Source organism: Sulfitobacter sp. TMED3 (assembly GCF_002167505.1).
GTDB lineage: Bacteria > Pseudomonadota > Alphaproteobacteria > Rhodobacterales > Rhodobacteraceae > Sulfitobacter > Sulfitobacter pontiacus.
This window is the reverse complement of the sequence record NZ_NHBI01000051.1, coordinates 24,995-45,988: the sequence shown is the minus strand read 5'-3', so window position 1 is coordinate 45,988 and position 20,994 is coordinate 24,995. Positions and strand designations below refer to the sequence as shown.

General features: G+C 60.3%; 23 protein-coding genes. 9 read left to right on the top strand and 14 right to left on the bottom strand.

All coding sequences use genetic code 11. The annotated features are described in order from the left end of the window. Positions 1 to 80 precede the first annotated feature (80 nt). Positions 81 to 683, top strand: a complete 603-nt coding sequence (locus tag CBB63_RS12900; RefSeq protein ID WP_286699431.1) for an alpha-ketoglutarate-dependent dioxygenase AlkB family protein — start codon at positions 81 to 83, stop codon at positions 681 to 683. 2 nt (positions 684 to 685) lie between these two features. On the opposite strand, the gene CBB63_RS12895 is transcribed toward CBB63_RS12900, so the two are convergent. Next, on the bottom strand, positions 686 to 1,510 hold the full coding sequence (locus tag CBB63_RS12895; protein WP_286699430.1) for an ABC transporter permease: 825 nt from the start codon (positions 1,508 to 1,510) through the stop codon (positions 686 to 688). 112 nt (positions 1,511 to 1,622) lie between these two features. Between CBB63_RS12895 and cysQ the strand changes: the two genes are divergently transcribed. From cysQ to CBB63_RS12855, 8 genes are all read left to right on the top strand, one after another. Further along, on the top strand, positions 1,623 to 2,420 hold the full coding sequence (gene cysQ / locus CBB63_RS12890) for a 3'(2'),5'-bisphosphate nucleotidase CysQ (protein ID WP_180828456.1): 798 nt from the start codon (positions 1,623 to 1,625) through the stop codon (positions 2,418 to 2,420). Further along, positions 2,420 to 3,220: a 3-deoxy-manno-octulosonate cytidylyltransferase gene (locus CBB63_RS12885; RefSeq protein ID WP_009825626.1), complete on the top strand. Its 801-nt coding sequence runs from the start codon at positions 2,420 to 2,422 to the stop codon at positions 3,218 to 3,220. The genes cysQ and CBB63_RS12885 overlap by 1 nt, the downstream gene beginning before the upstream one ends. Before the next feature lie 280 nt (positions 3,221 to 3,500). After that, positions 3,501 to 4,400 (top strand): UTP--glucose-1-phosphate uridylyltransferase, encoded by a 900-nt coding sequence (locus tag CBB63_RS12880; RefSeq protein WP_286699429.1) that lies wholly within the window; start codon positions 3,501 to 3,503, stop codon positions 4,398 to 4,400. Positions 4,401 to 4,424: 24 nt separating this feature from the next. Continuing rightward, positions 4,425 to 5,408, top strand: coding sequence for a UDP-glucose 4-epimerase GalE (gene galE / locus CBB63_RS12875; RefSeq protein ID WP_286699428.1), 984 nt, complete (start codon positions 4,425 to 4,427; stop codon positions 5,406 to 5,408). Continuing rightward, entirely contained in the window at positions 5,405 to 6,442 is a 1,038-nt protein-coding gene (locus tag CBB63_RS12870) for a glycosyltransferase family 2 protein (RefSeq protein ID WP_286699427.1), read from the top strand. The genes galE and CBB63_RS12870 overlap by 4 nt, the downstream gene beginning before the upstream one ends. A 173-nt stretch (positions 6,443 to 6,615) precedes the next feature. Further along, positions 6,616 to 7,602 (top strand): glycosyltransferase family 2 protein, encoded by a 987-nt coding sequence (locus CBB63_RS12865; protein ID WP_286699464.1) that lies wholly within the window; start codon positions 6,616 to 6,618, stop codon positions 7,600 to 7,602. After that, complete coding sequence (locus CBB63_RS12860) at positions 7,599 to 9,296, top strand: DUF5927 domain-containing protein (protein ID WP_286699426.1); 1,698 nt, start codon at positions 7,599 to 7,601, stop codon at positions 9,294 to 9,296. The genes CBB63_RS12865 and CBB63_RS12860 overlap by 4 nt, the downstream gene beginning before the upstream one ends. Before the next feature lie 2 nt (positions 9,297 to 9,298). Further along, positions 9,299 to 10,726: a nodulation protein NodH gene (locus CBB63_RS12855; RefSeq protein ID WP_286699425.1), complete on the top strand. Its 1,428-nt coding sequence runs from the start codon at positions 9,299 to 9,301 to the stop codon at positions 10,724 to 10,726. Between the two features lie 6 nt (positions 10,727 to 10,732). Here CBB63_RS12855 and CBB63_RS12850 read toward each other — a convergent pair whose 3' ends face one another. The 13 genes from CBB63_RS12850 to paaB form a co-directional block, all read right to left on the bottom strand. Then, entirely contained in the window at positions 10,733 to 11,197 is a 465-nt protein-coding gene (locus CBB63_RS12850; protein WP_005850566.1) for a PTS sugar transporter subunit IIA, read from the bottom strand. A gap of 42 nt (positions 11,198 to 11,239) precedes the next feature. Continuing rightward, complete coding sequence (gene hpf, locus CBB63_RS12845; protein ID WP_005850565.1) at positions 11,240 to 11,806, bottom strand: ribosome hibernation-promoting factor, HPF/YfiA family; 567 nt, start codon at positions 11,804 to 11,806, stop codon at positions 11,240 to 11,242. Positions 11,807 to 12,055: 249 nt separating this feature from the next. Continuing rightward, positions 12,056 to 12,814 (bottom strand): LPS export ABC transporter ATP-binding protein, encoded by a 759-nt coding sequence (gene lptB, locus CBB63_RS12840; protein WP_005850564.1) that lies wholly within the window; start codon positions 12,812 to 12,814, stop codon positions 12,056 to 12,058. Next, complete coding sequence (locus CBB63_RS12835; protein WP_009825619.1) at positions 12,814 to 13,308, bottom strand: LptA/OstA family protein; 495 nt, start codon at positions 13,306 to 13,308, stop codon at positions 12,814 to 12,816. The genes lptB and CBB63_RS12835 overlap by 1 nt, the downstream gene beginning before the upstream one ends. Then, on the bottom strand, positions 13,305 to 13,913 hold the full coding sequence (locus tag CBB63_RS12830; protein ID WP_009825618.1) for an LPS export ABC transporter periplasmic protein LptC: 609 nt from the start codon (positions 13,911 to 13,913) through the stop codon (positions 13,305 to 13,307). The genes CBB63_RS12835 and CBB63_RS12830 overlap by 4 nt, the downstream gene beginning before the upstream one ends. A gap of 6 nt (positions 13,914 to 13,919) precedes the next feature. Next, entirely contained in the window at positions 13,920 to 14,882 is a 963-nt protein-coding gene (locus tag CBB63_RS12825; RefSeq protein ID WP_286699424.1) for a KpsF/GutQ family sugar-phosphate isomerase, read from the bottom strand. After that, complete coding sequence (locus CBB63_RS12820) at positions 14,879 to 15,493, bottom strand: ribonuclease D (RefSeq protein WP_286699423.1); 615 nt, start codon at positions 15,491 to 15,493, stop codon at positions 14,879 to 14,881. The genes CBB63_RS12825 and CBB63_RS12820 overlap by 4 nt, the downstream gene beginning before the upstream one ends. A 55-nt stretch (positions 15,494 to 15,548) precedes the next feature. After that, positions 15,549 to 16,247 carry a PaaX family transcriptional regulator C-terminal domain-containing protein gene (locus CBB63_RS12815; protein WP_502695929.1) on the bottom strand — a complete coding sequence of 233 codons (699 nt, stop codon included), beginning with the start codon at positions 16,245 to 16,247 and terminating at the stop codon, positions 15,549 to 15,551. Between the two features lie 61 nt (positions 16,248 to 16,308). Further along, a complete protein-coding gene (gene paaZ, locus CBB63_RS12810) occupies positions 16,309 to 18,333 on the bottom strand; it encodes a phenylacetic acid degradation bifunctional protein PaaZ (RefSeq protein ID WP_286699421.1) in 2,025 nt (674 codons plus the stop codon). Between the two features lie 10 nt (positions 18,334 to 18,343). Beyond that, positions 18,344 to 19,408, bottom strand: a complete 1,065-nt coding sequence (locus tag CBB63_RS12805) for a 2Fe-2S iron-sulfur cluster-binding protein (protein ID WP_286699420.1) — start codon at positions 19,406 to 19,408, stop codon at positions 18,344 to 18,346. Positions 19,409 to 19,411: 3 nt separating this feature from the next. After that, positions 19,412 to 19,879, bottom strand: a complete 468-nt coding sequence (paaD, locus tag CBB63_RS12800; protein WP_286699419.1) for a 1,2-phenylacetyl-CoA epoxidase subunit PaaD — start codon at positions 19,877 to 19,879, stop codon at positions 19,412 to 19,414. Continuing rightward, a complete protein-coding gene (gene paaC, locus CBB63_RS12795) occupies positions 19,873 to 20,595 on the bottom strand; it encodes a 1,2-phenylacetyl-CoA epoxidase subunit PaaC (RefSeq protein ID WP_286699463.1) in 723 nt (240 codons plus the stop codon). The genes paaD and paaC overlap by 7 nt, the downstream gene beginning before the upstream one ends. A gap of 53 nt (positions 20,596 to 20,648) precedes the next feature. Continuing rightward, positions 20,649 to 20,993: a 1,2-phenylacetyl-CoA epoxidase subunit PaaB gene (paaB, locus tag CBB63_RS12790; RefSeq protein WP_286699418.1), complete on the bottom strand. Its 345-nt coding sequence runs from the start codon at positions 20,991 to 20,993 to the stop codon at positions 20,649 to 20,651. Position 20,994: the final 1 nt, after the last annotated feature.

Here is a 20,994-nt window from a genome sequence, read left to right as displayed (position 1 = left end):
GACCCTGCAACCGTTGCATGAGAAAGGAGAGGCGGATTCTGCGTGGATTTTTCGCGAAAGCAGGCAAGAAGGGCGTTTAGATGACGATATTGCGGTTACGCGGCTTCGAAATTCACAAATCTTACCTTACGTTGTCGGCGCAGCGCGGGCTGTTGGATGCCGTGCGCGGGGTGGTCAAACAGGTGCCGTTCTTCCGTCCCGTCATGCCAAGCGGGCAGCAGATGTCGGTGCGTATGACCTCCGCGGGGGACTACGGCTGGCTGTCCGATACGCAGGGCTATCGCTATGCGCCAACCCACCCCAACGGCACCCCGTGGCCTGCGATCCCGCCTGAGGTNTTGGCGATCTGGAATGACCTGACGGGGNTNGAGCGGCAGCCGGAGTCCTGCCTTATCAACTATTACGCGTCAGACGCGAAGATGGGCCTGCATCAGGACAAGAACGAGACGGATTTCCGCTGGCCGGTCGTGTCCATCTCGCTTGGCGACGAAGGGATGTTGCGCGTCGGCGGTCAAAAGCGCGGCGGCAAGACCGACAGCCTGTGGCTGCAATCGGGCGATGTCGTCGTCATGGGCGGCGAGGCACGGCTGAACTATCACGGGATCGATCGCATTCGTGCGGGGTCTTCGACGCTGTTGCCCAAAGGCGGGCGGATCAACATCACGCTGCGGGTCGTGACCTGAGCCTAGCGTCGCGCGCTCCAGCTCGCGGAGGCNTGTTTACGGGTGTAGAATTCACCCATCAGCCCGATCACCATCAGGACCACACCGACCCAAACCGCNTANTCCCAGTTACTGTAGCGCGGGTTGTAGTTGATAAACGCATATCCGCGCGCCTGGTCGATGACGTGGAACAAGGGGTTCCAGTCGAACATGGCCAGCATGAAGGACGGCAGCGAATTGGCCAGAAACATCTTGCCCGAGGCGATCATATTNGCNCGNTGGTANATCGTCGTGAAGATCTGCGTAAAGGCCGGTGCCCAAGGCTTGATGGCCAGCAGCACCATCCCCACGGCCACGCCCGTAAACCACGCGATCATCAGCATGAACATCACGCCCGACGGNTCGTAGATCACCACCGGATTGAAGGCGAGGTGATAGACCGACATGATCAGGATCAGCGATAGCATCTGAATATACAGCGCGCCCAAGGCCGCCGCAGCCAGTGCGATCATCGTGGTCATCGGCGCGTGTTTCATCATCGCGCTTGCCGGNCCCTCGGCAGCGGCGACGGCGGCAACCGTTTTGGTGTGCACCATGAACAGAAAGATGCCGGTCATGATGTAGATCACGAAATCGCCCCGAATGGCCGACCCGCGCATCCCCAGAACCGAGAACATGACATAGAACACGCCAACAAAGATCACCGCTTGCAGGATGTTGATCCCGATGGCGGCAAAGGCATTATTGTGCTGCTTGCGCACAGAGCGCACGACGGAGTGGTAGACGAGTTCGAAGAAGTTAACGGCCGAGCGGAAATTGCCCGTGTTGGTGCGCCTTGGTTGAAACATCGTAAAGCCTCTTTGTGACGTACCCTCGCACGGAATTCTTGCTGTTCCGTCAAGGCGCAATCATAAGGGGTTTGCGCAAAGTAATCAACGAAACTGAAAAGGCCGCGACATTATGGATTATGAGCAACTGGTAACGGTGATGCGCCGTTTGTCGATCGAAGCAGGCGACAAGATCATGGAGATTTACGGCGCGGATGATTTCGAGGTCAAAACCAAATCCGACGAAAGCCCCGTGACCATTGCCGACGAAGCGGCNGACAAGATCATCTCGGACGGGCTGCGCGCGGCGTTCCCTGATGTGATGCTTGTCACGGAAGAGCAATCGGCCACCCATTCGGCGTCGGGCGATACATTCCTGATCGTGGACCCGCTGGACGGCACGAAAGAGTTCATCAACCGTCGGGGTGATTTCACCGTGAACATCGCGCTGGTCGAAGGCGGCGTGCCGACGCGCGGTGTTGTCTATGCCCCCGCCCGTTCGCGCATGTTCTTCACGCTGGCCGATGGCAGCGCGGTCGAGGAAACCGGCGATTTCCCAAAAGACAGCATGGGCCCTGTGCAGCCGATATCAGTCTCTACGCCGGATAATGCCGCGCTGATGGTCGTCGCGTCCAAGTCGCACCGCGATCAGGCGACCGATGACTACATCGCGAAATACAATGTGCGCGACATGAAAAGCGCGGGCTCGTCGCTGAAGTTCTGCCTGATCGCCACGGGCGAGGCGGATCTGTACCCACGCGTCGGGCGCACGATGGAATGGGACACGGCTGCAGGCCACGCGGTTCTGACCGGCGCTGGTGGGGCCGTTGTGCGCTTTGACGACCTGACCCCGCTGACCTACGGCAAAGCCGATTTCGCCAACCCCTTCTTTATCGCCCATGCGCCGGGCGTTGAACTGAAAGCCTCCTGATGTCGGTCCTTATTGTCATTCCCGCCCGCTATGCCTCCACCCGCTATCCGGCGAAACCGCTGGCGCTGTTGACAGGGGCGAGCGGTACGGCACGCAGCCTGATCGAACGCAGCTGGCGTGCTGCCTGCGAGGTTCAGGGCGTCGACAAGGTCGTTGTGGCCACCGATGATGATCGCATCAAGGACGCCGCCGAAGCCTTCGGGGCCGAGGTGGTGATGACCTCGGTCGACTGTGCCAACGGGACAGAGCGTTGCGCCGAAGCCCATGCGGTTCTGGGCGGTGGCTATGACATCGTGGTGAACCTGCAAGGCGACGCGCCGCTGACACCACATTGGTTTGTCGAAAGCCTTGTGCAGGGTCTGCAAGGCGACCCTGATGCCGGGATCGCGACGCCGGTATTGCGCTGCGATGGCGCGGCGTTGAACGGGCTGCTGGCCGACCGCAAAGCNGGTCGGGTGGGGGGCACCACCGCCGTTTTCGCAGCGGATCATGCGGCGATGTATTTTTCAAAGGAAGTCGTGCCGTTCACGTCGAAAACCTATGAGGATACCGATGCCACGCCGGTGTTTCACCACGTGGGCGTCTATGCCTATCGCCCCGACGCGCTGGCGGCCTATCCGTCATGGAAGGTCGGCCCGCTTGAACAGCTTGAAGGGTTGGAGCAGCTGCGCTTCATGGAAAACAGCCACAAGGTGCTCTGCGTCGAGGTCGAGGCCAAGGGCCGCCAGTTCTGGGAGCTGAACAACCCCGAAGATGTGCCAAAGATCGAAGCGATGATGGCCGAGATGGGGTTGGCGTAACCGCACCGCCCCCCGCAATCACCAATATTGCGGTGGGGCGTGCAACCTGTAAAGAATAAAGCCACAGCGATCCGACGTTTTGATTTATTTAACGAAAACGGCGGATAAGGCGCAAAGATGTGCAAGCTGCGGCATAAAGGAGCTTTTGACCGCAAAATCAGCAAGAAGCCGCCATATTTTAGGCGCTGCCCATATTTAGGGCTGGCAGCATGGTGGTTTGCAATTCAATGAGCGCTAACTCGGTTATCCGCACGTAAATGTATAAAGGCGACGATTTCACATGGCTAAGAAAGTAACAAAAGCGATTTTTCCGGTGGCAGGTTTGGGAACGCGGTTTTTGCCCGCGACGAAATCTGTCCCCAAAGAGATCATGACCTTGGTCGATCGCCCGCTGGTGCAATACGCCATCGACGAGGCCCGCGCGGCGGGCATCAAGGAATTCATCTTCGTCACCTCCCGCGGCAAGGGCGCGCTGGAAGATTACTTTGACCACTCTCCCGTGCTGGAACAGGAACTGCGCTCCAAGGGCAAGACAGAGCTGATGGAGATCCTGAAAAGCACCAATATGGACAGCGGTGCCATCGCCTATATCCGCCAGCACAAAGCGCTTGGTCTGGGCCACGCGGTATGGTGCGCCCGTCGTCTGATCGGCAACGAACCCTTTGCGGTGATGCTGCCCGATGACGTGATCGCTGCCGACAAGCCCTGCCTGCAGCAGATGATCGAAGCCTATAACGAGACCGGCGGCAACATGGTTGCGGCGATGGAAGTGAACCCTGAAAAATCCTCCTCCTACGGGATGCTGGACATCGACGAGGGCCAAACCGATGGCGAGCTGGTCAAGGTGAAGGGNATGGTCGAAAAGCCCAAAGCCGANGACGCGCCGTCGAACCTTGCCGTNATCGGCCGCTATATCCTGTCGCCAAACGTGCTGAANAACCTGAACCAGCTGAAGTCCGGNTCNGGCGGGGANATCCAGCTGACCGACGCNATNGCAGCAGAGCTGACNCAAGGNAANGATGTCTATGGCTACCGCTTCAANGGCCAGCGTTTCGACTGCGGNTCCAAATCCGGTTTCNTGCAGGCGACCGTGTCCTTNGGGNTGNCACGTGAAGAGCTGCGCGATGATCTGCGTGCGTATCTGCAAGACATCATGCAGGGTGAAACCGCAGCGCAATAAGCGCAGGACGATAGGGACGGGCGTATGGCGAATATCTTGGTCACCGGCGGNGCGGGCTATATCGGGTCGCACGCGTGCAAGGCGCTGGCCGCNGCAGGGCATACCCCCGTNACCTTCGATAATCTGGTCACCGGCTGGCGTGACGCAGTAAAATTCGGCCCGTTCGTGCAGGGTGACCTGCTGAACCGCGCCGAGATTGACGCCGCGTTTGAACAATACCAGCCGGTCGCCGTCATGCATTTTGCCGCGCTTAGCCAAGTGGGCGATAGNATGAAACAGCCCGGCACCTATTGGCGCAACAACGTCGAAGGGTCGNTGAACCTGATCGAGGCGACGGTTGCCGCAGGCTGCAAACACTTCGTCTTTTCGTCCACCTGCGCGACCTATGGNGATCAGGACAATGTCGTGCTGGATGAAAATAGCGCGCAGCACCCGATCAACGCCTACGGGGCCTCCAAACGCGCGATCGAAGATATCCTGCGCGATTTCGAGGCGGCTTATGGCCTGCAAAGNGTGATCTTCCGCTATTTCAACGTGGCCGGTGCCGACCCCGAAGGGGAGGTCGGCGAATTCCACCAGCCCGAGACACATTTGATCCCGCTGATGCTGGACGCTATCGACGGCAAACGCGATGCGCTGACGATCTTTGGCACCGATTACGATACGCCCGATGGCACCTGCATTCGTGATTATGTGCATGTCTGCGATCTGGTCGATGCCCATGTTCTGGGGCTGAACTGGCTGCGAGAGGATAAGGGCAGTCGCGTGTTCAATCTGGGCACCGGCACCGGGTTTTCCGTGCGCGAGGTTGTGGAACACAGCCGCGAGGTCACCAACCGCGCCGTGCCCATGACCGAAGGCGACCGGCGNCCGGGCGATTGCACCAAGCTGGTCTCGGGCTCGGTCCGCGCCGAGACAGAGCTGGGCTGGCGNCCCACACGGTCNACCCTGCAGCAGATGATCACCGACGCGTGGAGATGGCACCAGACCGGCCACTATAGCGCATGACCGACAGCGCCGCTGTTCCCGCGTCNCGAGGGGCCCGNNTNTGGGGTGCCTATCGGATGCGGTTGAAACGGCGGCGNCTGNTGTGGCGTGCATTTCGGTCGCGGCATCAGTTGAAGGCACCAACGCGGCCCGCCATTCCGCGCGANGGNGTGCTCGCCTTTGTCGTGCTGCGCAACGAGTCCGCGCGGCTTCCGTATTTTCTGGATCACTACCGCGATCTTGGCGTTGCGCATTTTCTGATGATCGACAATGGCAGTGACGATGGCAGCACCGAAATGCTGGCGGCACAGCCCGATGTGACCCTGTGGCAAACCTCTGCCAGCTATCGCGCGTCGCGGTTCGGGCTGGANTGGCTGAACTGGNTGCTNTGGCGGCATGGGCACGGGCGCTGGTGCCTGACCGTCGATGCGGACGAGCTGCTGGTCTATGACCAGATGGAGACGCGGAAACTGCCCGTGTTGACCGCTCAACTTGAGCGTAAAGCGCGCAAAGGGTTCGGCACGCTGATGCTGGATATGTTCCCAAAGGGCTCATTGGGCGCGCAGCCCTATGACCCCGGTCAAGACCCGGCGCAGGTGCTGGATTGGTTCGACCCCGCCCCCTATCGGGCGGTGCGCCAGTGGCCGATGAACAATCTCTGGGTGCAGGGTGGTGCCCGCGAACGGGTTTTCTTTGCCGATCGTCCCAGCCAGTCACCGACGTTGAACAAGATACCGCTGGTCCGCTGGCATCGGCGCTATGTCTATGTGAATTCGACCCACTCCATCCTGCCGCCCGCGCTGAATGACATCTACGACGGGCCGGGGGGGAAGACGGTCTCGGGGGTGTTGCTGCACAGTAAGTTCCTGCCAGAGATCATTGCGAAGTCCCGTCAGGAAAAGGCACGGGGGCAGCATTTTCACAACCCGGAGCAGTTTGACGGTTACTATGACCAGATCGCCGACGCCCCCGATCTGTGGCACGCAGATGCGCGGCGCTATACCGGACCGGCGGATCTGGACGACTGCGACCTGATGCGCAGCCCCTGGGCTTGATATTCCTCGGTCCTGCCCGTCATTCGTGCAACGCGTAACTGTTTCAAAGTACGTTGTTTATGAACACGGCCCATGACATATTGGCTTGGAACCTGATGGAATGAAGGCCTTAGGCCGGCGGGGCATTCCGCGCAGGGTATGGAGAACACGTGAGCCTTTGGGATTCTTACAAGATGCGCGTGCGGCGCAAGCGGCGGTTGATCCGGGCGCTGCGCAAGTCGTCCGAGCTGACACATGTTCAGGACAACACCAGCGCCATCCGTCCCGATGATGTCTTGCTTGTCTGCACCATGCGGAACGAGAAAATCCGGCTCCCGTATTTCCTGGAGTATTATCGAGAGCTGGGGATCAACCACTTTCTCTTTGTCGATAACGGGTCCGACGACGGCAGTGCCGATTACCTGCGCGGGATGAAGGATGTCTCTGTCTGGCATACGGATGCCAGCTATCGGCGGTCGGGGTTCGGTGTCGACTGGATGAACTACCTCAAACGCAAATACGCGCACGGGCATTGGGTGCTGGTGGTCGATCCGGATGAATTCTTTGTCTATCCGTTTTGCGATACGCGGCCGGTTCAGGCGCTGACCGACTGGCTGGACAACTGCGAGATCCGCAGCTTTGGTGCGATGCTGCTGGATGTCTACCCCAAGGGACGGTTGGGGGATGAACCCTATCGAGAGGGGCAGAACCCGATGGAGATCGCATCGTGGTTCGACAGCGGCAACTACGCGATTTCGCGCAATGCCAAATATGGAAACCTGTGGATACAGGGCGGGCCGCGTGCGCGGGTATTTTTCAAACATAAGCCCGCCAAGGCCCCCGCGCTGAACAAGGTGCCCCTGGTCAAATGGGACCGGCGCTATGCCTATGTCAGTTCCACCCATATGCTGCTGCCGCGCGGGTTGAACCGTGTCTATGACGAATGGGGCGGAGAGAAAGCATCAGGCGTGCTGCTTCATGCCAAATTCCTGGATACCTTTAGCGCCAAAGCGGCAGAGGAGCTTGTGCGCGGCCAGCACTATGCCAAATCCATCGAATACAAGACCTATGCCAACAACCCCGACCAGAACCCGCAGCTGTGGGGCAAGTGGTCCGAGAAATATATCAACTGGCGCCAGCTCGAGATTCTGGGTCTCATGTCCAAGGGGAACTGGGCATGAGCGTCGGGATCGTCATGCTGGTGCACACCGCCCTTGGCCGCGCCGAACAGGTCGCGCGGCATTGGGCGGCGGCGGGCTGTCCGGTGGTGATCCATGTCGATAAATCGGTGCCACGCCAGACCCATGATGCTTTTGTGCAGGCGTTGGCGGATGTGCCCGCGCTGGTGTTCAGCAAAAGATACCGTTGCGAATGGGGGACATGGGGGCTGGTGGCCGCCTCGCAAACCGCGTCCGAGATGATGCTGAACCGCTTTCCGGATGTGCGCCATGTATATCTGGCATCGGGGTCATGCCTGCCGCTGCGTCCGGTGAAAGAGCTGATCGACTATCTTGCCGCCCGCCCGCGCACCGATTTCATCGAAAGCGCCACCACAGCCGATGTGCCCTGGACCGTTGGCGGGCTGGACGAAGAACGTTTTACCATGCGTTTTCCCTTCTCGTGGAAACGGCGGCGCTATCTGTTCGACAAGGCGGTNGCNNTNCANCGCTTTATCGGGCTCAAACGGCGTATCCCCAAGGGGGTNGTGCCGCATATGGGGTCGCAATGGTGGTGCCTGACGCGNCAAACCCTGTCGGCGATCCTGCAAGANCCGAAACGCGCNGCATACGACGCNTATTTCCGCCACGTCTGGATACCGGATGAAAGCTACTTCCAGACGCTCGCCCGGCTGTATTCGACCCAGATCGAAAGTCGGTCGCTGACCCTGTCCAAATTCGATTTTCAGGGCAAGCCGCATATCTTTTACGACGATCACCTCCAGCTTCTGCGGCGGTCCGATTGCTTTGTCGCGCGCAAGATATGGCCCAAAGCGGACAGGCTCTACGAGGCGTTCCTCACCGATGAGGCGGGTGCCATGAAGCGGACAGAGCCNAACCCCGGCAAGATTGACCGTGTCTTTGCCAAAGCGGTTGAACGGCGCACGCGGGGGCGGGCGGGGCTCTATATGCAAAGCCGCTTCCCCAATGAAGANTGGGAAAACGGCGTCACTGCCGCGCCCTATTCCGTGTTTCAGGGATTTGTCGAGCTGTTCGAGAACTTTGAACCCTGGCTCACCAAATCCACCGGCGCGCGGGTGCATGGCCATCTGTTCGCACCGGATCGCGTGCATTTTGCCGATGGGCAGAACTCGATCAACGGGGCGCTGAGCAATAGCGCCAAGATACGCGACTACGACCCCAAGGCNTTTCTGACCAATCTGATCTGGAACACCCGTGGCGAACGTCAATGCTTCCAGTTCGGACCACAGGACAATCAGGATATCGTCTGGAACATCGCCAAGGATCCGAATGCGCAGGTGTCGGTGATCACCGGGGCTTGGGCNGTGCCGNTGTTCCGGTCCAATCAGGATTTCGCCGACATTCGCCGCACCGCCGCCGCGCTGCAAAAGATCGAAAGCGAACACATGAAGGTGCTGCGGTCGCATTACGCCAAGGCGCGGGTGCGGATCTGGACGATGGCCGAATTCATCGAAGCCCCGATGGAGCCGCTGCAAAGCATNCTGGACGAGATNGGGCAGGTCAAAACCGGTCGTCTGTCCGAGGTTCCGAAGATGGCGGATCTCACCGGCTTTGGCCAATTCCTGCAGAACCTCAAGAACCAGGGGATGCACCCCTATCTGATGGGCGACTTNCCNGTTGAACGTGGCATGTCGGCCCCCCAGAAACCGCCGCGCAAACCCTATCTGGTGCAATAAATATGAGTTCTAAATTCAAAAGCTTTGTCGTCTTTGCCGAAATGCGCACGGGCTCCAACTTTCTGGAGAGTAACCTGAANGCCTTTGACGGGATCACCTGCCACGGCGAGGCCTTCAACCCGCATTTTATCGGCTACCCCAAAAGCACCGAGATTTTGGGCATAGACCAGCAAACACGGGACGACGACCCGACAAANCTGCTGGTTGCGATACGCGACAAGACCAAGGGCATCGGCGGGTTTCGCTATTTCCACAACCACGANCCGCGCGTNCTGGANCCGCTGNTGGANGACGNNACCTGCGCCAAGATNATCCTGACGCGCAACCCTGTCGAAAGCTACGTCAGNTGGAAGATCGCNCGCAGCACNGGNCAGTGGAAANTGACGGANGTGAAAGCGCGGAANAAGGCGCAAGCCGTCTTTGACGAAGAAGAATTCTCGGANCACCTAGAGGCACTTCAGGCGTTCCAACTGACACTGTTGAACCGGTTGCAGAAGCTGGGGCAGACGGCGTTTTACGTGGCNTATGAGGATCTGCAAAGCGTCGAGGTGATGAACGGTCTGGCGCGGTATCTGGGCGTGGANCANCCGCTAGAGGCGTTGGATAAAAGTCTGAAAAAGCAGAACCCCGACCCGATCTCGGCCAAGGTCAGCAATTATGACGATATGCTGGATGCGCTTGGCCGGATGGATCGCTTCGACCTGACCCGCACCCCGAATTTCGAACCCCGCCGCGGGCCGGTGGTGCCGTCCTATGTCGCGGCGGCCGAAGCTCCGTTGCTTTATTTGCCCTTGCGCAGCGGGCCAGAGCCGCAGGTGCTGGACTGGATGGCGGCGCTGGATGGTGTCGGGCGGGACAAGCTGCAAACCAAGTTGAACCAGAANCAGTTGCGCCAATGGAAGCGCCGGCATCCCGGTCACCGCAGTTTCACCGTGCTGCGGCATCCGGTGGACCGTGCGCATGACGCGTTCTGCCGGCACATCGTGACCACNGNCAAAGGCAGCTACCCGCAGCTGCGCACGACGTTGATCAACCGCTACAAGCTGCCGCTGCCGAAAGGCGAACCGGACAACAGCTATGACGCCGACGCGCATCGCNCGGCGTTCAAGGCGTTTCTGACCTTCCTCAAGGGGAATCTGAACGGGCAGACNGCAATCCGTGTGGATCAGGCNTGGTGCACGCAGGCGCAGGCGGTACAGGGTTTCGGNGAATTCGCCTTGCCNGACCGGATCATCCGCGAGGACGCNCTNGCCGCAGANCTGTCAGCCTTGGCGCAAAGCGTCGGGGTGCAACCGCCCGCAGCCTTGCCCGCACGACCCGCAACCCACCCCTATGCGCTGGCCGACATCTATGATGCCGACATCGAAAAACGCGCATCCGACGCGTACCAACGGGACTATATGATGTTCGGGTTCAAAAGCTGGGGGTAGCGCCGCTTAGGCGGCCTGCGTTGCCTGTGCTTCGGTCAGGATCGCGTAAAGCGTGGCAGGGTCCGGGTTGGCCCGCAGCTTAGAACAGACAGAGGCATTGCGCAGTGTACGCGACACCAGCGCCAGCGCCTTGAGGTGTTCGACACCCGCGCTTTCAGGGGCAAACAGGGCAAAGGCGATATCGACCGGCTGGCGGTCGACCGCGTTGAAATCGATCGGCTTGTCGAGAAGCACAAAGGCCCCCAGCACATTGTCCAGACCTTCAAGCCGCGCGTGGGGCAGCGCGACCCCGTGGCCCACGCCTGTCGGACCAAGGGACTCGCGCGTCATCAAGGCTTCGACCACCGCGGCGGCTTTCAAGCCGTAAGCATTATGCGCCAGCTCCCCGATGTCGTGGAGCAGGCGTTTCTTGCTTGAGGCCGATGTGAGGACTTTGACAGCCCCCGGCTTTAGGAGTTTCGCAAAATTCATTCTGCTCGCTCTGTTCTCGGCCGCTGATGGGTCCGGTTTGTGTTACGACGGATCGATCCAGCCGATGTTGCCGTCATCGCGACGGTAGACAACGTTTACGCCTTCTTGACCGTCTTTGCGGAAGACCACGACAGGCGTTCCCGAAATTTCCATCTGCATCACAGCTTCACCCACAGACAAGGTCGCGATCTTGGTCTGCATTTCCGCGATGATCATGGGTTGGAGTGTTTCGGGTTCCTGCGCGTCTGAATCGCTTTCTGAGGCGAGGATATACGAGGATGCACCGAAAAGTTCAACCGGTTGCGCACGCTCGCGATGGTGATCTTTCAACCGTCGCTTGTAGCGCCTCAGCTGCTTTTCCATCTTTGCTGCACATGAATCGAAAGATCCATAGATATCAGTAGCATGCGCTTTCGCTGACGCCGTAAGGCCAGTCGATAGGTGCACCGTCGTTTCGCAGACGAACTCGTGACCGGATTTGGAAAAGATGACATTCGCGTCCGTCGGACGCTCAGCATACTTCTGGACAGCTTCGCCCAATTCCGTTTTCACATGCGTTTGCAGGGCTTCGCCGATGTCGATTTGTTTGCCACTGATTTGGTACCGCATAAATTCTCCTTGTTCTTATGATCCGGACAACACCATAGGCCGCATAAAATGCGGTAAAGGCGGGGTCAGATGCGGGTGAATAACGATGCGACGAGTTTGAGAGACACCATCCCTTTGGGAAGGGGGGGATGCAGCACAAACATGATACGCCGTCTCGCCATAGTCCTATTGAGCGCGTGATTGGGCCGCGTTGTCAAATGAATCCGGCGCATGGATGTGCGGAAACTAGCGCAATATGTCTGTAGTTGATTAGGAAATGCGGAAGTTATCGCCCAGGTAGACCCGGCGCACATTCTCGTTCTGCACGACCTCTTCGGGGGTGCCGGACATCAGCACAGTGCCTTCGTGCAAGATGTAGGCACGGTCCACAATATCCAATGTTTCCCGCACGTTATGGTCGGTGATCAGCACGCCGATGCCGCGCTTTTTCAGATCGGCAACCAGATGGCGGATGTCATCCACCGAAATCGGGTCCACGCCCGCAAAGGGCTCGTCGAGCAGCAGGTATTTGGGATCGGCCGCCAGACAGCGGGCGATTTCCACGCGGCGACGCTCCCCGCCTGACAGGGCCAAGGCCGGCGCACGGCGCAGGTGTTCGATGGAAAATTCCGACAGCAAGGCTTCAAGCCGTTCACGCCGCCCGCGCGCGTCAGAGATAGAGATATCCAGAATCGCCGAGATATTGTCTTGCACGCTCAGCCCGCGAAAGATGCTCATCTCTTGCGGGAGGTAGCCGATGCCAAGCTGTGCGCGGCGATACATCGGCAGGGTGGTGACGTTCTTGCCATCAATCGTGACAGTGCCGCCTTCGGGCATGACCAGCCCGGCCACGGCGTAAAACGTGGTCGTCTTGCCGGACCCGTTCGGCCCCAGCAGGGCAACAACCTCGCCCCGGTTCAGCTCCATCGAGAAGTCGCGGATCACGGTTTTCTTGCGGTAGGATTTACGCAGGTGTTCGATGCGCAGACCGCTTGCGCCATCCGTGACCGTCAAATTCGGGGAAGACATCAGTTGTTGCTGCCCGTTTGCAGGATTGTTTTCACGCGGCCGGACATCTGCGCCGTGCCGTCCGACAGCTTGACGCTCATCGTGTCAGAGCTGAGCGCATTGCGCCCTTGGGTCAGCAGCACGTTCCCCGACATCACGATCGTGCCCGTGTCGATGTCGTAATCCGCGCGCTCTGATTCGGCGGCGTCCTTGCCCGAGACAAGGGTCACACCGCCCGTCGCTTCAAGCCGCGCGATGCCTTCGGCGTCTGCACGGTACACAACCAGAACGCGTGCGGCGGACAGGCGCATCTCGCCCTGACCGATCAGCACATTCCCAGTGAAAACAGCCGATCCGTCCCCTTGATCGACTGACAGGTTGTCGGCGGTCACCTCGACGGGCAGGCCGGTATCCTGACGGATCGACCCAAAGGCCACATTGGTCCCTTGTGCGGCGATTGGCATCGCGGAAAGGAGCAGGAAAACGGGCAGCAGTAGGTGTTTCACGTGCGTCACTCTGATTTGGATTTCGGTTTGTATATCAGCTTCACCCGGTTTGTGAAAACCAATTGGGGGGCGGTTTGTTCATCTGTTTGCGTTATCGACATGGCACCAGCCTCCAGCGTACCACCTGGGGTGGTGCCGTGGACCGCGCCCGGCGACTGGATATTCAGCCCCGACAGGTCTGACGTGATCTTTTCGCTTTGCAGCCGGTATCCGGTCGAGGTCGTCAGGATCACCTTGCCCAGCAGATCGGCCACGTCCTCGGCAATGTCAAAATCGGCGAGATCCGATTGCAGGCGAAAGGTCGATCCCTCGGGGGTGTTGATCGTCGCACGCAGGTTTTCGGCGTGGTTCATGCCGGTCTGCCCGTCGGGGCGGGTGAGCACATCGGCGTAGAACGACAGCTCGTCCCCCTCTGACGTTGCGCCGGTAAAGAAGGGGCCGGTGATCTGCTGGTCGCGCAGGCGATCTTGCACCTCTTTCTCGGCAAAGGGGATGGCCTGCCCGGGATCAATCGCGCGCGACAGCAGGAATAGGGTCGACAGCAGGCCAAGCGCTGCCAAGGGGAACAGCACCTTGAGCCAAGAGATCAGCCTTGTGTAACGGTCCCCCTGCATCGCGCCCTAGCCCAGACCGACGCGTAGGTAGTCGTGGATATGCAGCAGACCTGCGGGGACGTCCCCTTGGGCGGGGTCCAGCACCAGAAGGCAGGTGATCTTGCGGGCGTTCATGATGCCCACGGCCTTTTCCGCCAGCGCGTCGGGTGCGACGGTGACAGGGGTCGGCGTCATGACCTCGCGCGCGGTTTTGGACATCAGCCCGTCCAGGTGACGCCCCAAATCGCCGCTGGTGATGATACCGGCCAGCGCGCCGTTGCTGTCGGTGACAATCACCACGCCAAAGGATTTACTGCTCATCGCCATCAGCGCGTCGGACATCGGGGCATCGACCTGCACCAGCGGAAGCGCATCGCCCGTGTGCATCAGGTCAGCGACGCGGCTAAGCCGTGCGCCAAGTTTGCCACCGGGGTGGAATTCGCGGAAATGTTCGGCGGTGAAGGCGCGATTTTCCATCAGGGCAATCGCCACAGCATCCCCCATCGCCAGTGTCATCGTGGTCGATGTCGACGGCACCACGCCGGTCCCGCAGGCCTCTGCCANTTGCGGCAGTTCCAGCACCACGTCGCATTGCGCNCCAAGGCTGCTTTGCGCGCGGCTGGTGATGCCGATCAGCGGGATGGAAAAGCGNCGCGAATAGGCGATCAGATTGGCAAGCTCCGGCGCTTCGCCCGAGTTCGAGATCGCAAGCACCACATCATCGCCGGTGATCATCCCCAGATCGCCGTGGCTTGCCTCGGCAGGGTGGACGAACTGCGCGGGCGTGCCNGTGCTTGCCAGCGTCGCNGCGATCTTTTTGGCGATATGGCCGGACTTGCCGATGCCGGTGACAATCACCCGNCCACGGGTCGCGACCAGCAGGTCGATNGCCTGACGAAAACGGTCGTCCAGACTGTCGGCCAGTTGTTCAAGCGCTTGGGCTTCGGTGCGGATGACGCGGCGGGCGGTATCTAGGAAAGGTGTGGTCATGCGTGTGCAAAAATATCCGTTTCGGGCCAGCCATCCAAATCGAGTTGGGCACGGGTTGGCAAAAATTCAAAACACGCTTGCGCGAGCTCGATGCGTCCTTCGCGGATCAACATCTGGTTCAGCACGTCCCGCAGCTTGTGCAGGTGCAGCACGTCCGAGGCGGCATAGTCGATCTGCGCTTTGGTCAGCGTCTCGGCACCCCAATCGCTGGATTGCTGCTGTTTGGAGATATCGACGCTCAGCAGTTCTTGGCAGAGTTTGGCAAGCCCGTGGCGGTCGGTATAGGTGCGCACAAGGCGGCTGGCGATCTTGGTGCAATAGACCGGCGCGGCCTTGGCCCCAAAGGTGTTCAGCAAAGCNGCNATGTCAAACCGGCCATAGTGGAACAGCTTGAGCACATGCGGGTCTTCAAGCAGGGCNCAAAGATTAGGGGCCTCGGTCTGGCCCTTGGCNATCTGGACCAGATGCGCGTTCCCGTCACCGCCGGACANCTGCACNACACACAGCCGGTCACGGTGCGGATGCAGCCCCATGGTTTCGCAATCGATCGCGACCATCGGTCCAAGGTTCAGCCCGTCGGGCAGGTCATTTTGGTAAACTGTATTTGTCATGCCCTNCCTATATCCCGACGGCGCGCGTTGGGAAAGCATCGCTTTCTGCGCGGCCTCAGGCGGTGGCGATTTCCGGCAGGTCGGGGCGTGGATAGGCCGCGAGCAGGGCAGCAACCCTTTGATGCGCGACCAGACCGGCCCAATCATCGCGGATCAGCGGACGCGGCAGCGCGGGATGCTTCAGCGCAAGGCGGCGCCAATTATGCACGATCAGGCAGCGTAGGGTCGCAATTTGCAACGGCGTTAGCGTGTCGGCACCGGCAAGGTCGCGCGCGACATGGTGCAAGGCGTCTGACAGCTGCGCATAGCTTTCGGCAAGGGAGGCAGGCTCTAGCTGGCGTTTCATCCAGTCGGGGNCAGCCTNACCGGGCAGCGTGGCGGCATCNTTCGGCACAGGCAGGNCGGCNTCCCCGACATATAGGCGCGGCATCAACGTGGTGAATCCCGCCTTTTCCAGCGCGCCATAGTCGGCGTCATCGGTCACGACCATTTGCCAGTGCTCCGGCAGATCGTCAGGGGTGGCGTAGATCCGGCCACTGGCCGCCTGACTTTGGGCGCGGCCTTCGGGGGTNAGGCTGTGATGGCTGATCCGCCCGTGTTTCTCGGANGCGATCCATTNGTCCTTNCGCAAACGATGCANGGCCACGCGCGCGGCCTCGGGGCGGACGTCCATCGCCGACATGATCGCCGACAGCACCGGCCCGCCGATGATCTGCCCTTCCTGTCGGGCCAGATCACCAAAGAGACTGATCATCAAAGACCAGACGCGCTGGCCGCCAAGGTCTTTCAGAGGGGCGATCGCAAGGTCAAAGTCGTCAATAGGCATTCATCGTCAGCAATTCATACTCGGCCACGGCGGCATCATCCTGATTGGTCAGGGTCACGTGCCAGCGTACCTCACCGTATTCGTCATTGCGAGGCGTCTTTGCCTTGACNCTGAGCCGNACCTTNATGCTGTCGCCCGCNTGCACCGGTGCCATAAAGCGCAGGTTGTCCAGCCCGGTATTCGCCAGCACAGGGCCGGGGTCNGGCTGCACGAACAGCCCTGCGGCAAAGCTCAGCAGCAGATAGCCATGGGCNACACGGCCNGGAAAGAACGGGTTNGCCTTGGCGGCNGCGTCATCCATATGCGCGTAAAACGTATCACCGGTGAAATGGGCGAANGTCTCGATATCCTCCAGCGACACGGTGCGGCTGGCNGAATTGAACGTCTCGCCCAGATCCAGCGCGNCAAAGCGGCGGGTGAACGGGTGGTCGCGGTCCGAAATCTCGGTCGCGCCGGGCACCCATTGCTTGCCGATGGCGGTCAGAATATCGGGGCTGCCCTGAATGGCGGTGCGCTGCATATAGTGCATGACACCGCGCACGCCGCCCAGTTCCTCGCCGCCNCCTGCACGCCCCGGNCCCCCGTGGACCATNTGGGGCAGGGGGGCACCGTGGCCCGTCGCCTCGGCCATCGAGTCGCGGTTNTTGAAATAGAGCCGCCCGTGAAACGCGCCTGCGCCCATCACCATGTCGCGNGCGGTCTCGCCGTNGCGGGTGATGATGGANGCGACCAGNGACCCTTTGCCTTTGTTCAGCAGCGCGATGGCGTGATCGGTGTCGCGGTANGGCATGATGGTGGACACAGGGCCAAAAGCCTCGGTGTCGTGCACATGCGTGGCGGCATCGGGATCGGCGCAGTGGAACAGCATCGGCGGGACAAANGCNCCTTTCTGGGCATCCGCACCCTCGACCGCAAAGGCATCGGGGTCGCCAAAGACACGCGTCGCCTCNGACCCGATCAGGGCGGCTTTCTCNAGCACGTCGCGGCGCTGCGATTGCGAAACAAGCGCGCCCATTTTCGTGCCTTCAAGNCGNGGATCGCCGATGGTGACTTTGGCCANCCGGTCCGACAGCGCGGCGATCAGCGCNTCCACATGGGGNTGCGGTACCATGATCCGGCGGATGGCGGTGCATTTCTGCCCCGCCTTGGCCGTCATCTCGCGCTGGACCTCTTTCACAAACAGATCAAACTCGGGCGTGCCGGGGCCCGCATCAGACCCTAACACNGAGGCATTGAGACTATCCTGTTCNGACGCGAACCGGACGGAGCGTTCGACCAACACAGGGNTGCTGCGCAGTTTCAGTGCCGTTTCAGCAGAGCCGGTAAAGCTGACGACATCCTGACAATCGAGGTGGTCCAGCATATCGCCCAAGCCCCCCGTCACCAACTGGATCGCGCCGTCTGGCAGAATACCGGATTGGATCATCAGGCGGAAACAGGCCTCGGTCACCTGACAGGTGGCGGTGGCGGGTTTAACGATGGCAGGCACCCCGGCAAGCAGCGTCGGGGCGAGCTTTTCCAACATGCCCCAAACGGGGAAGTTGAACGCGTTGATATGCACCGCAACGCCCTGCANCGGCGTGCAGATGTGGCGGCCCATGAACTGACCCGCGCGGCCCAGCTGTTCAACGGGACCATCAAGATAGACCTGATCATCCGGCATTTCGCGGCGACCCTTGGCGGCGTAGACCTGCATCGTGCCGATCCCGCCATCCACGTCGATCATGTGGTCAGCCTGCGTGCCGCCTGTGTCGAACGACAGCTCGTATAGGCTCTGTTTATGGTCATTGAGGTAGAGCGCGACGGNCTTGAGCATCCGGGCTCGGTCGTGAAAGGTCAGCTTGCGCAGGGCAGGGCCGCCGACGTCGCGGGCATAGGCCCGCATCGTTTGAACCTGCAGCGCGTCATTGCCGGCTTGGGCGATCACATCGCCGGTGATAGCACTTGCGATGTTGCGTGCACCGGCGCCGGGGTTGATCCATTGTCCGGCGGCAAAGCTTTGGATATCGCGCATATTGGGNCCCTTAGTGATGGTCGTAGTCAATGAAAAGCGTGTCGCTCAGCGGATANCTTTGGCAGCTCAGCCGGTATCCNCGTTCAACTTCGTAGTCCTCNAGCGCGTGGTTCGANAGCATCTCGACCTCGCCTTCGGTGACCTTGCACATGCAGGTCGAACAGACCCCCGCCTTGCAGGCAAAGGGCGCATCAAGGTTATTCTCTAGCGCGGCATCCAGCACCGANTGCCCCTTNGCCATGGTAAAGCTGTGNTGCGCGCCGTCGATTTTCACGGTCACCTGCGTTTGCGCCTGACCTTCGCTGCGCTTGGCCATTTCCTGTTTCGCCAGACGGCCCTGCTGGCTTTCGCTGAACAGTTCGAACTTGATCTGATCAGGCTCTAACCCGTGGGTTTTCAGGGCATCCGCGATGGCCAGCATCATCGGCTCCGGCCCNCAGATAAAGGNCATGTCCATGTCCGACACGTCGATCCAGGTCTTGAACAACTCGGCNCATTTATTCTGGTCTACACGGCCNGTGAACAGGTCGATGTCCTGCCCGCTCTCCAGCATGTGAATGACGCTCAACCGGCCCATATAGCGGTTCTTGAGATCCTCCAGCTCTTCGCGGAACATGATCGTGTTCACAGCGCGGTTGGCATAGACCAGCGTAAAGGTCGATTTGGGCTCGCGTTTCAGCACCGTCTTGAGGATCGACAGCACNGGCGTGATCCCCGANCCGCCGGCAAAGCCAAGGTAATTCCGCGCGCNATCAGGCTCTAACCCGGCGGAAAACGTGCCTTGGGGGGGCATGGCATGNAGCGTATCCCCGACCTTCANCACCTCGTTCGCAAAGGTAGAGAAGGCACCGCCATCGACCCGCTTGATCCCCACTTGCAGCACGCCGTCGTCCAGACCGGCGCAAATGGAATAGTTGCGGCGCAGCTCGGTCCCGTCGAANTCCTGTTTGAAGGTCAGATANTGACCCTGCTTGAAGGCAAACGCCTTTGGGTCTTCGGGNTGTAGGGTCAAGANCACCGCGTCGCGGATGGTGCGGTGAATATCAGTCACTAATAAGGGGAGNAATTGGCTCATGGGTCAGATACACTTAAAATAATCGAAGGGTTCCAGACAGTCGGTGCAGCGCCATTGCGCCTTGCAGGGGGTCGATCCGAACTGGCTGATCTTTTCCAGATGCGTCGATTGGCACCGGGGGCAGCGTTCGGGGCCACCTGCGGGTTGGGGCGGGGCGATGCCGTAGCTTTCCAGCTTGGCGCGGCCCGCGTCGGTCATCCAGTCAGAGGNCCAGGCAGGCGAAAGTTGCCGCTTTAGAGCCAGTTTTTCGATCCCGTGCCCGCGCAATGCCGTTTCGATATCAAGGTTGATGATCGTCGTCGCGGGGCAGCCGGAGTAGGTCGGCGTCACCGTGACCTCTAGCGTGTCANCCTGCCATTGCACATCGCGGATGATCCCCAGGTCGGTCAGCGAGATTACCGGAATCTCGGGGTCCGGCACGGCGTGNAGCCAGCCCCAAACAGTCTCTAACGAAGGCTTTTCGNCTACCATGTCGCATCCGGGTAGGCGCGTTGCAGCCATTGCATCTGCGNCAGCATATGCCCCAGATGTTCCGAATGGCGTTTNCCGGATTTGCCNCCGCGATGNCCNAAATCGCTNTCGGGCCGTNTNAGCGTGGCGGCGGTGAAGACATCGTTCACCAAGGTATCNTAGGCGGNGCGCAGGGAGGCAGGATCGGGCGCGATGCCNGCTGNGACCATAGCCTCGTCCACNGCGTCCGCGACGAACATTTCCCCGACATAGGGCCACAACAGGTCCAGCGCGTTCTGCATGCGGCGGTGGCTTTCCTCGGTCCCGTCGCCAAGGCCGATCACCGTGTCTGTCGCGCGCTCCAGATGGTAGGTCACCTCTTTGCTCGNCTTTTCCGCGATGGCGGCGATCTGTGCATCGCTGCTTTCCATCAGGGCGGTCAGCTGCGACAGGTGCCATGCGTCAAACAGGAACTGGCGCATGATCGTCTGGCCGAAATCGCCGTTGGGCTGTTCGACCAACAACAGATTGCGGAAATCCCAGACGTCACGGTGAAAGGCAAGCCGATCCGCATCGCGACCCGCGTCTTCGACCTTACCCGCCAGATCCAGCCAAAGCGTGGTCTGGCCGATCAGATCCAGNGCGGTATTCGCCAGCGCGATGTCTTCCTCCAGCACGGGGGCGTGGCCGCACCATTCCGAAACGCGGTGCCCCAGAACAAGGGTGTTATCCCCCATCCGGCATAGAAATTCGAACAAATCGCCTTTGTTAGGGTCTATATTCGCCGTGCTCACATCGCCCCCACTTCGTCTGGAATGTCAAAGAAGGTGGGGTGGCGGTAGACTTTGTCGTTGGCGGGCTCGTACAGCGGGCCTTTTTCCTCGGGCGAGGAGGCGGCGATATGCGCGGCCTCGACGACCCAGATGCTCACGCCTTCGTTGCGGCGCGTATAAACATCGCGGGCATTCTTGATCGCCATTTCGGCGTCAGCGGCGTGAAGCGACCCGACGTGGCGATGGCTCAGCCCGTGCTGACCGCGAATGAAAATCTCGAACAGGGGCCATTCNTCGGCGNGCGCCTTGCCGTGGTCGACCGCTTGGGTGCCGGGGTAGGGTTTTGCTTCTGGGCTGCTCATC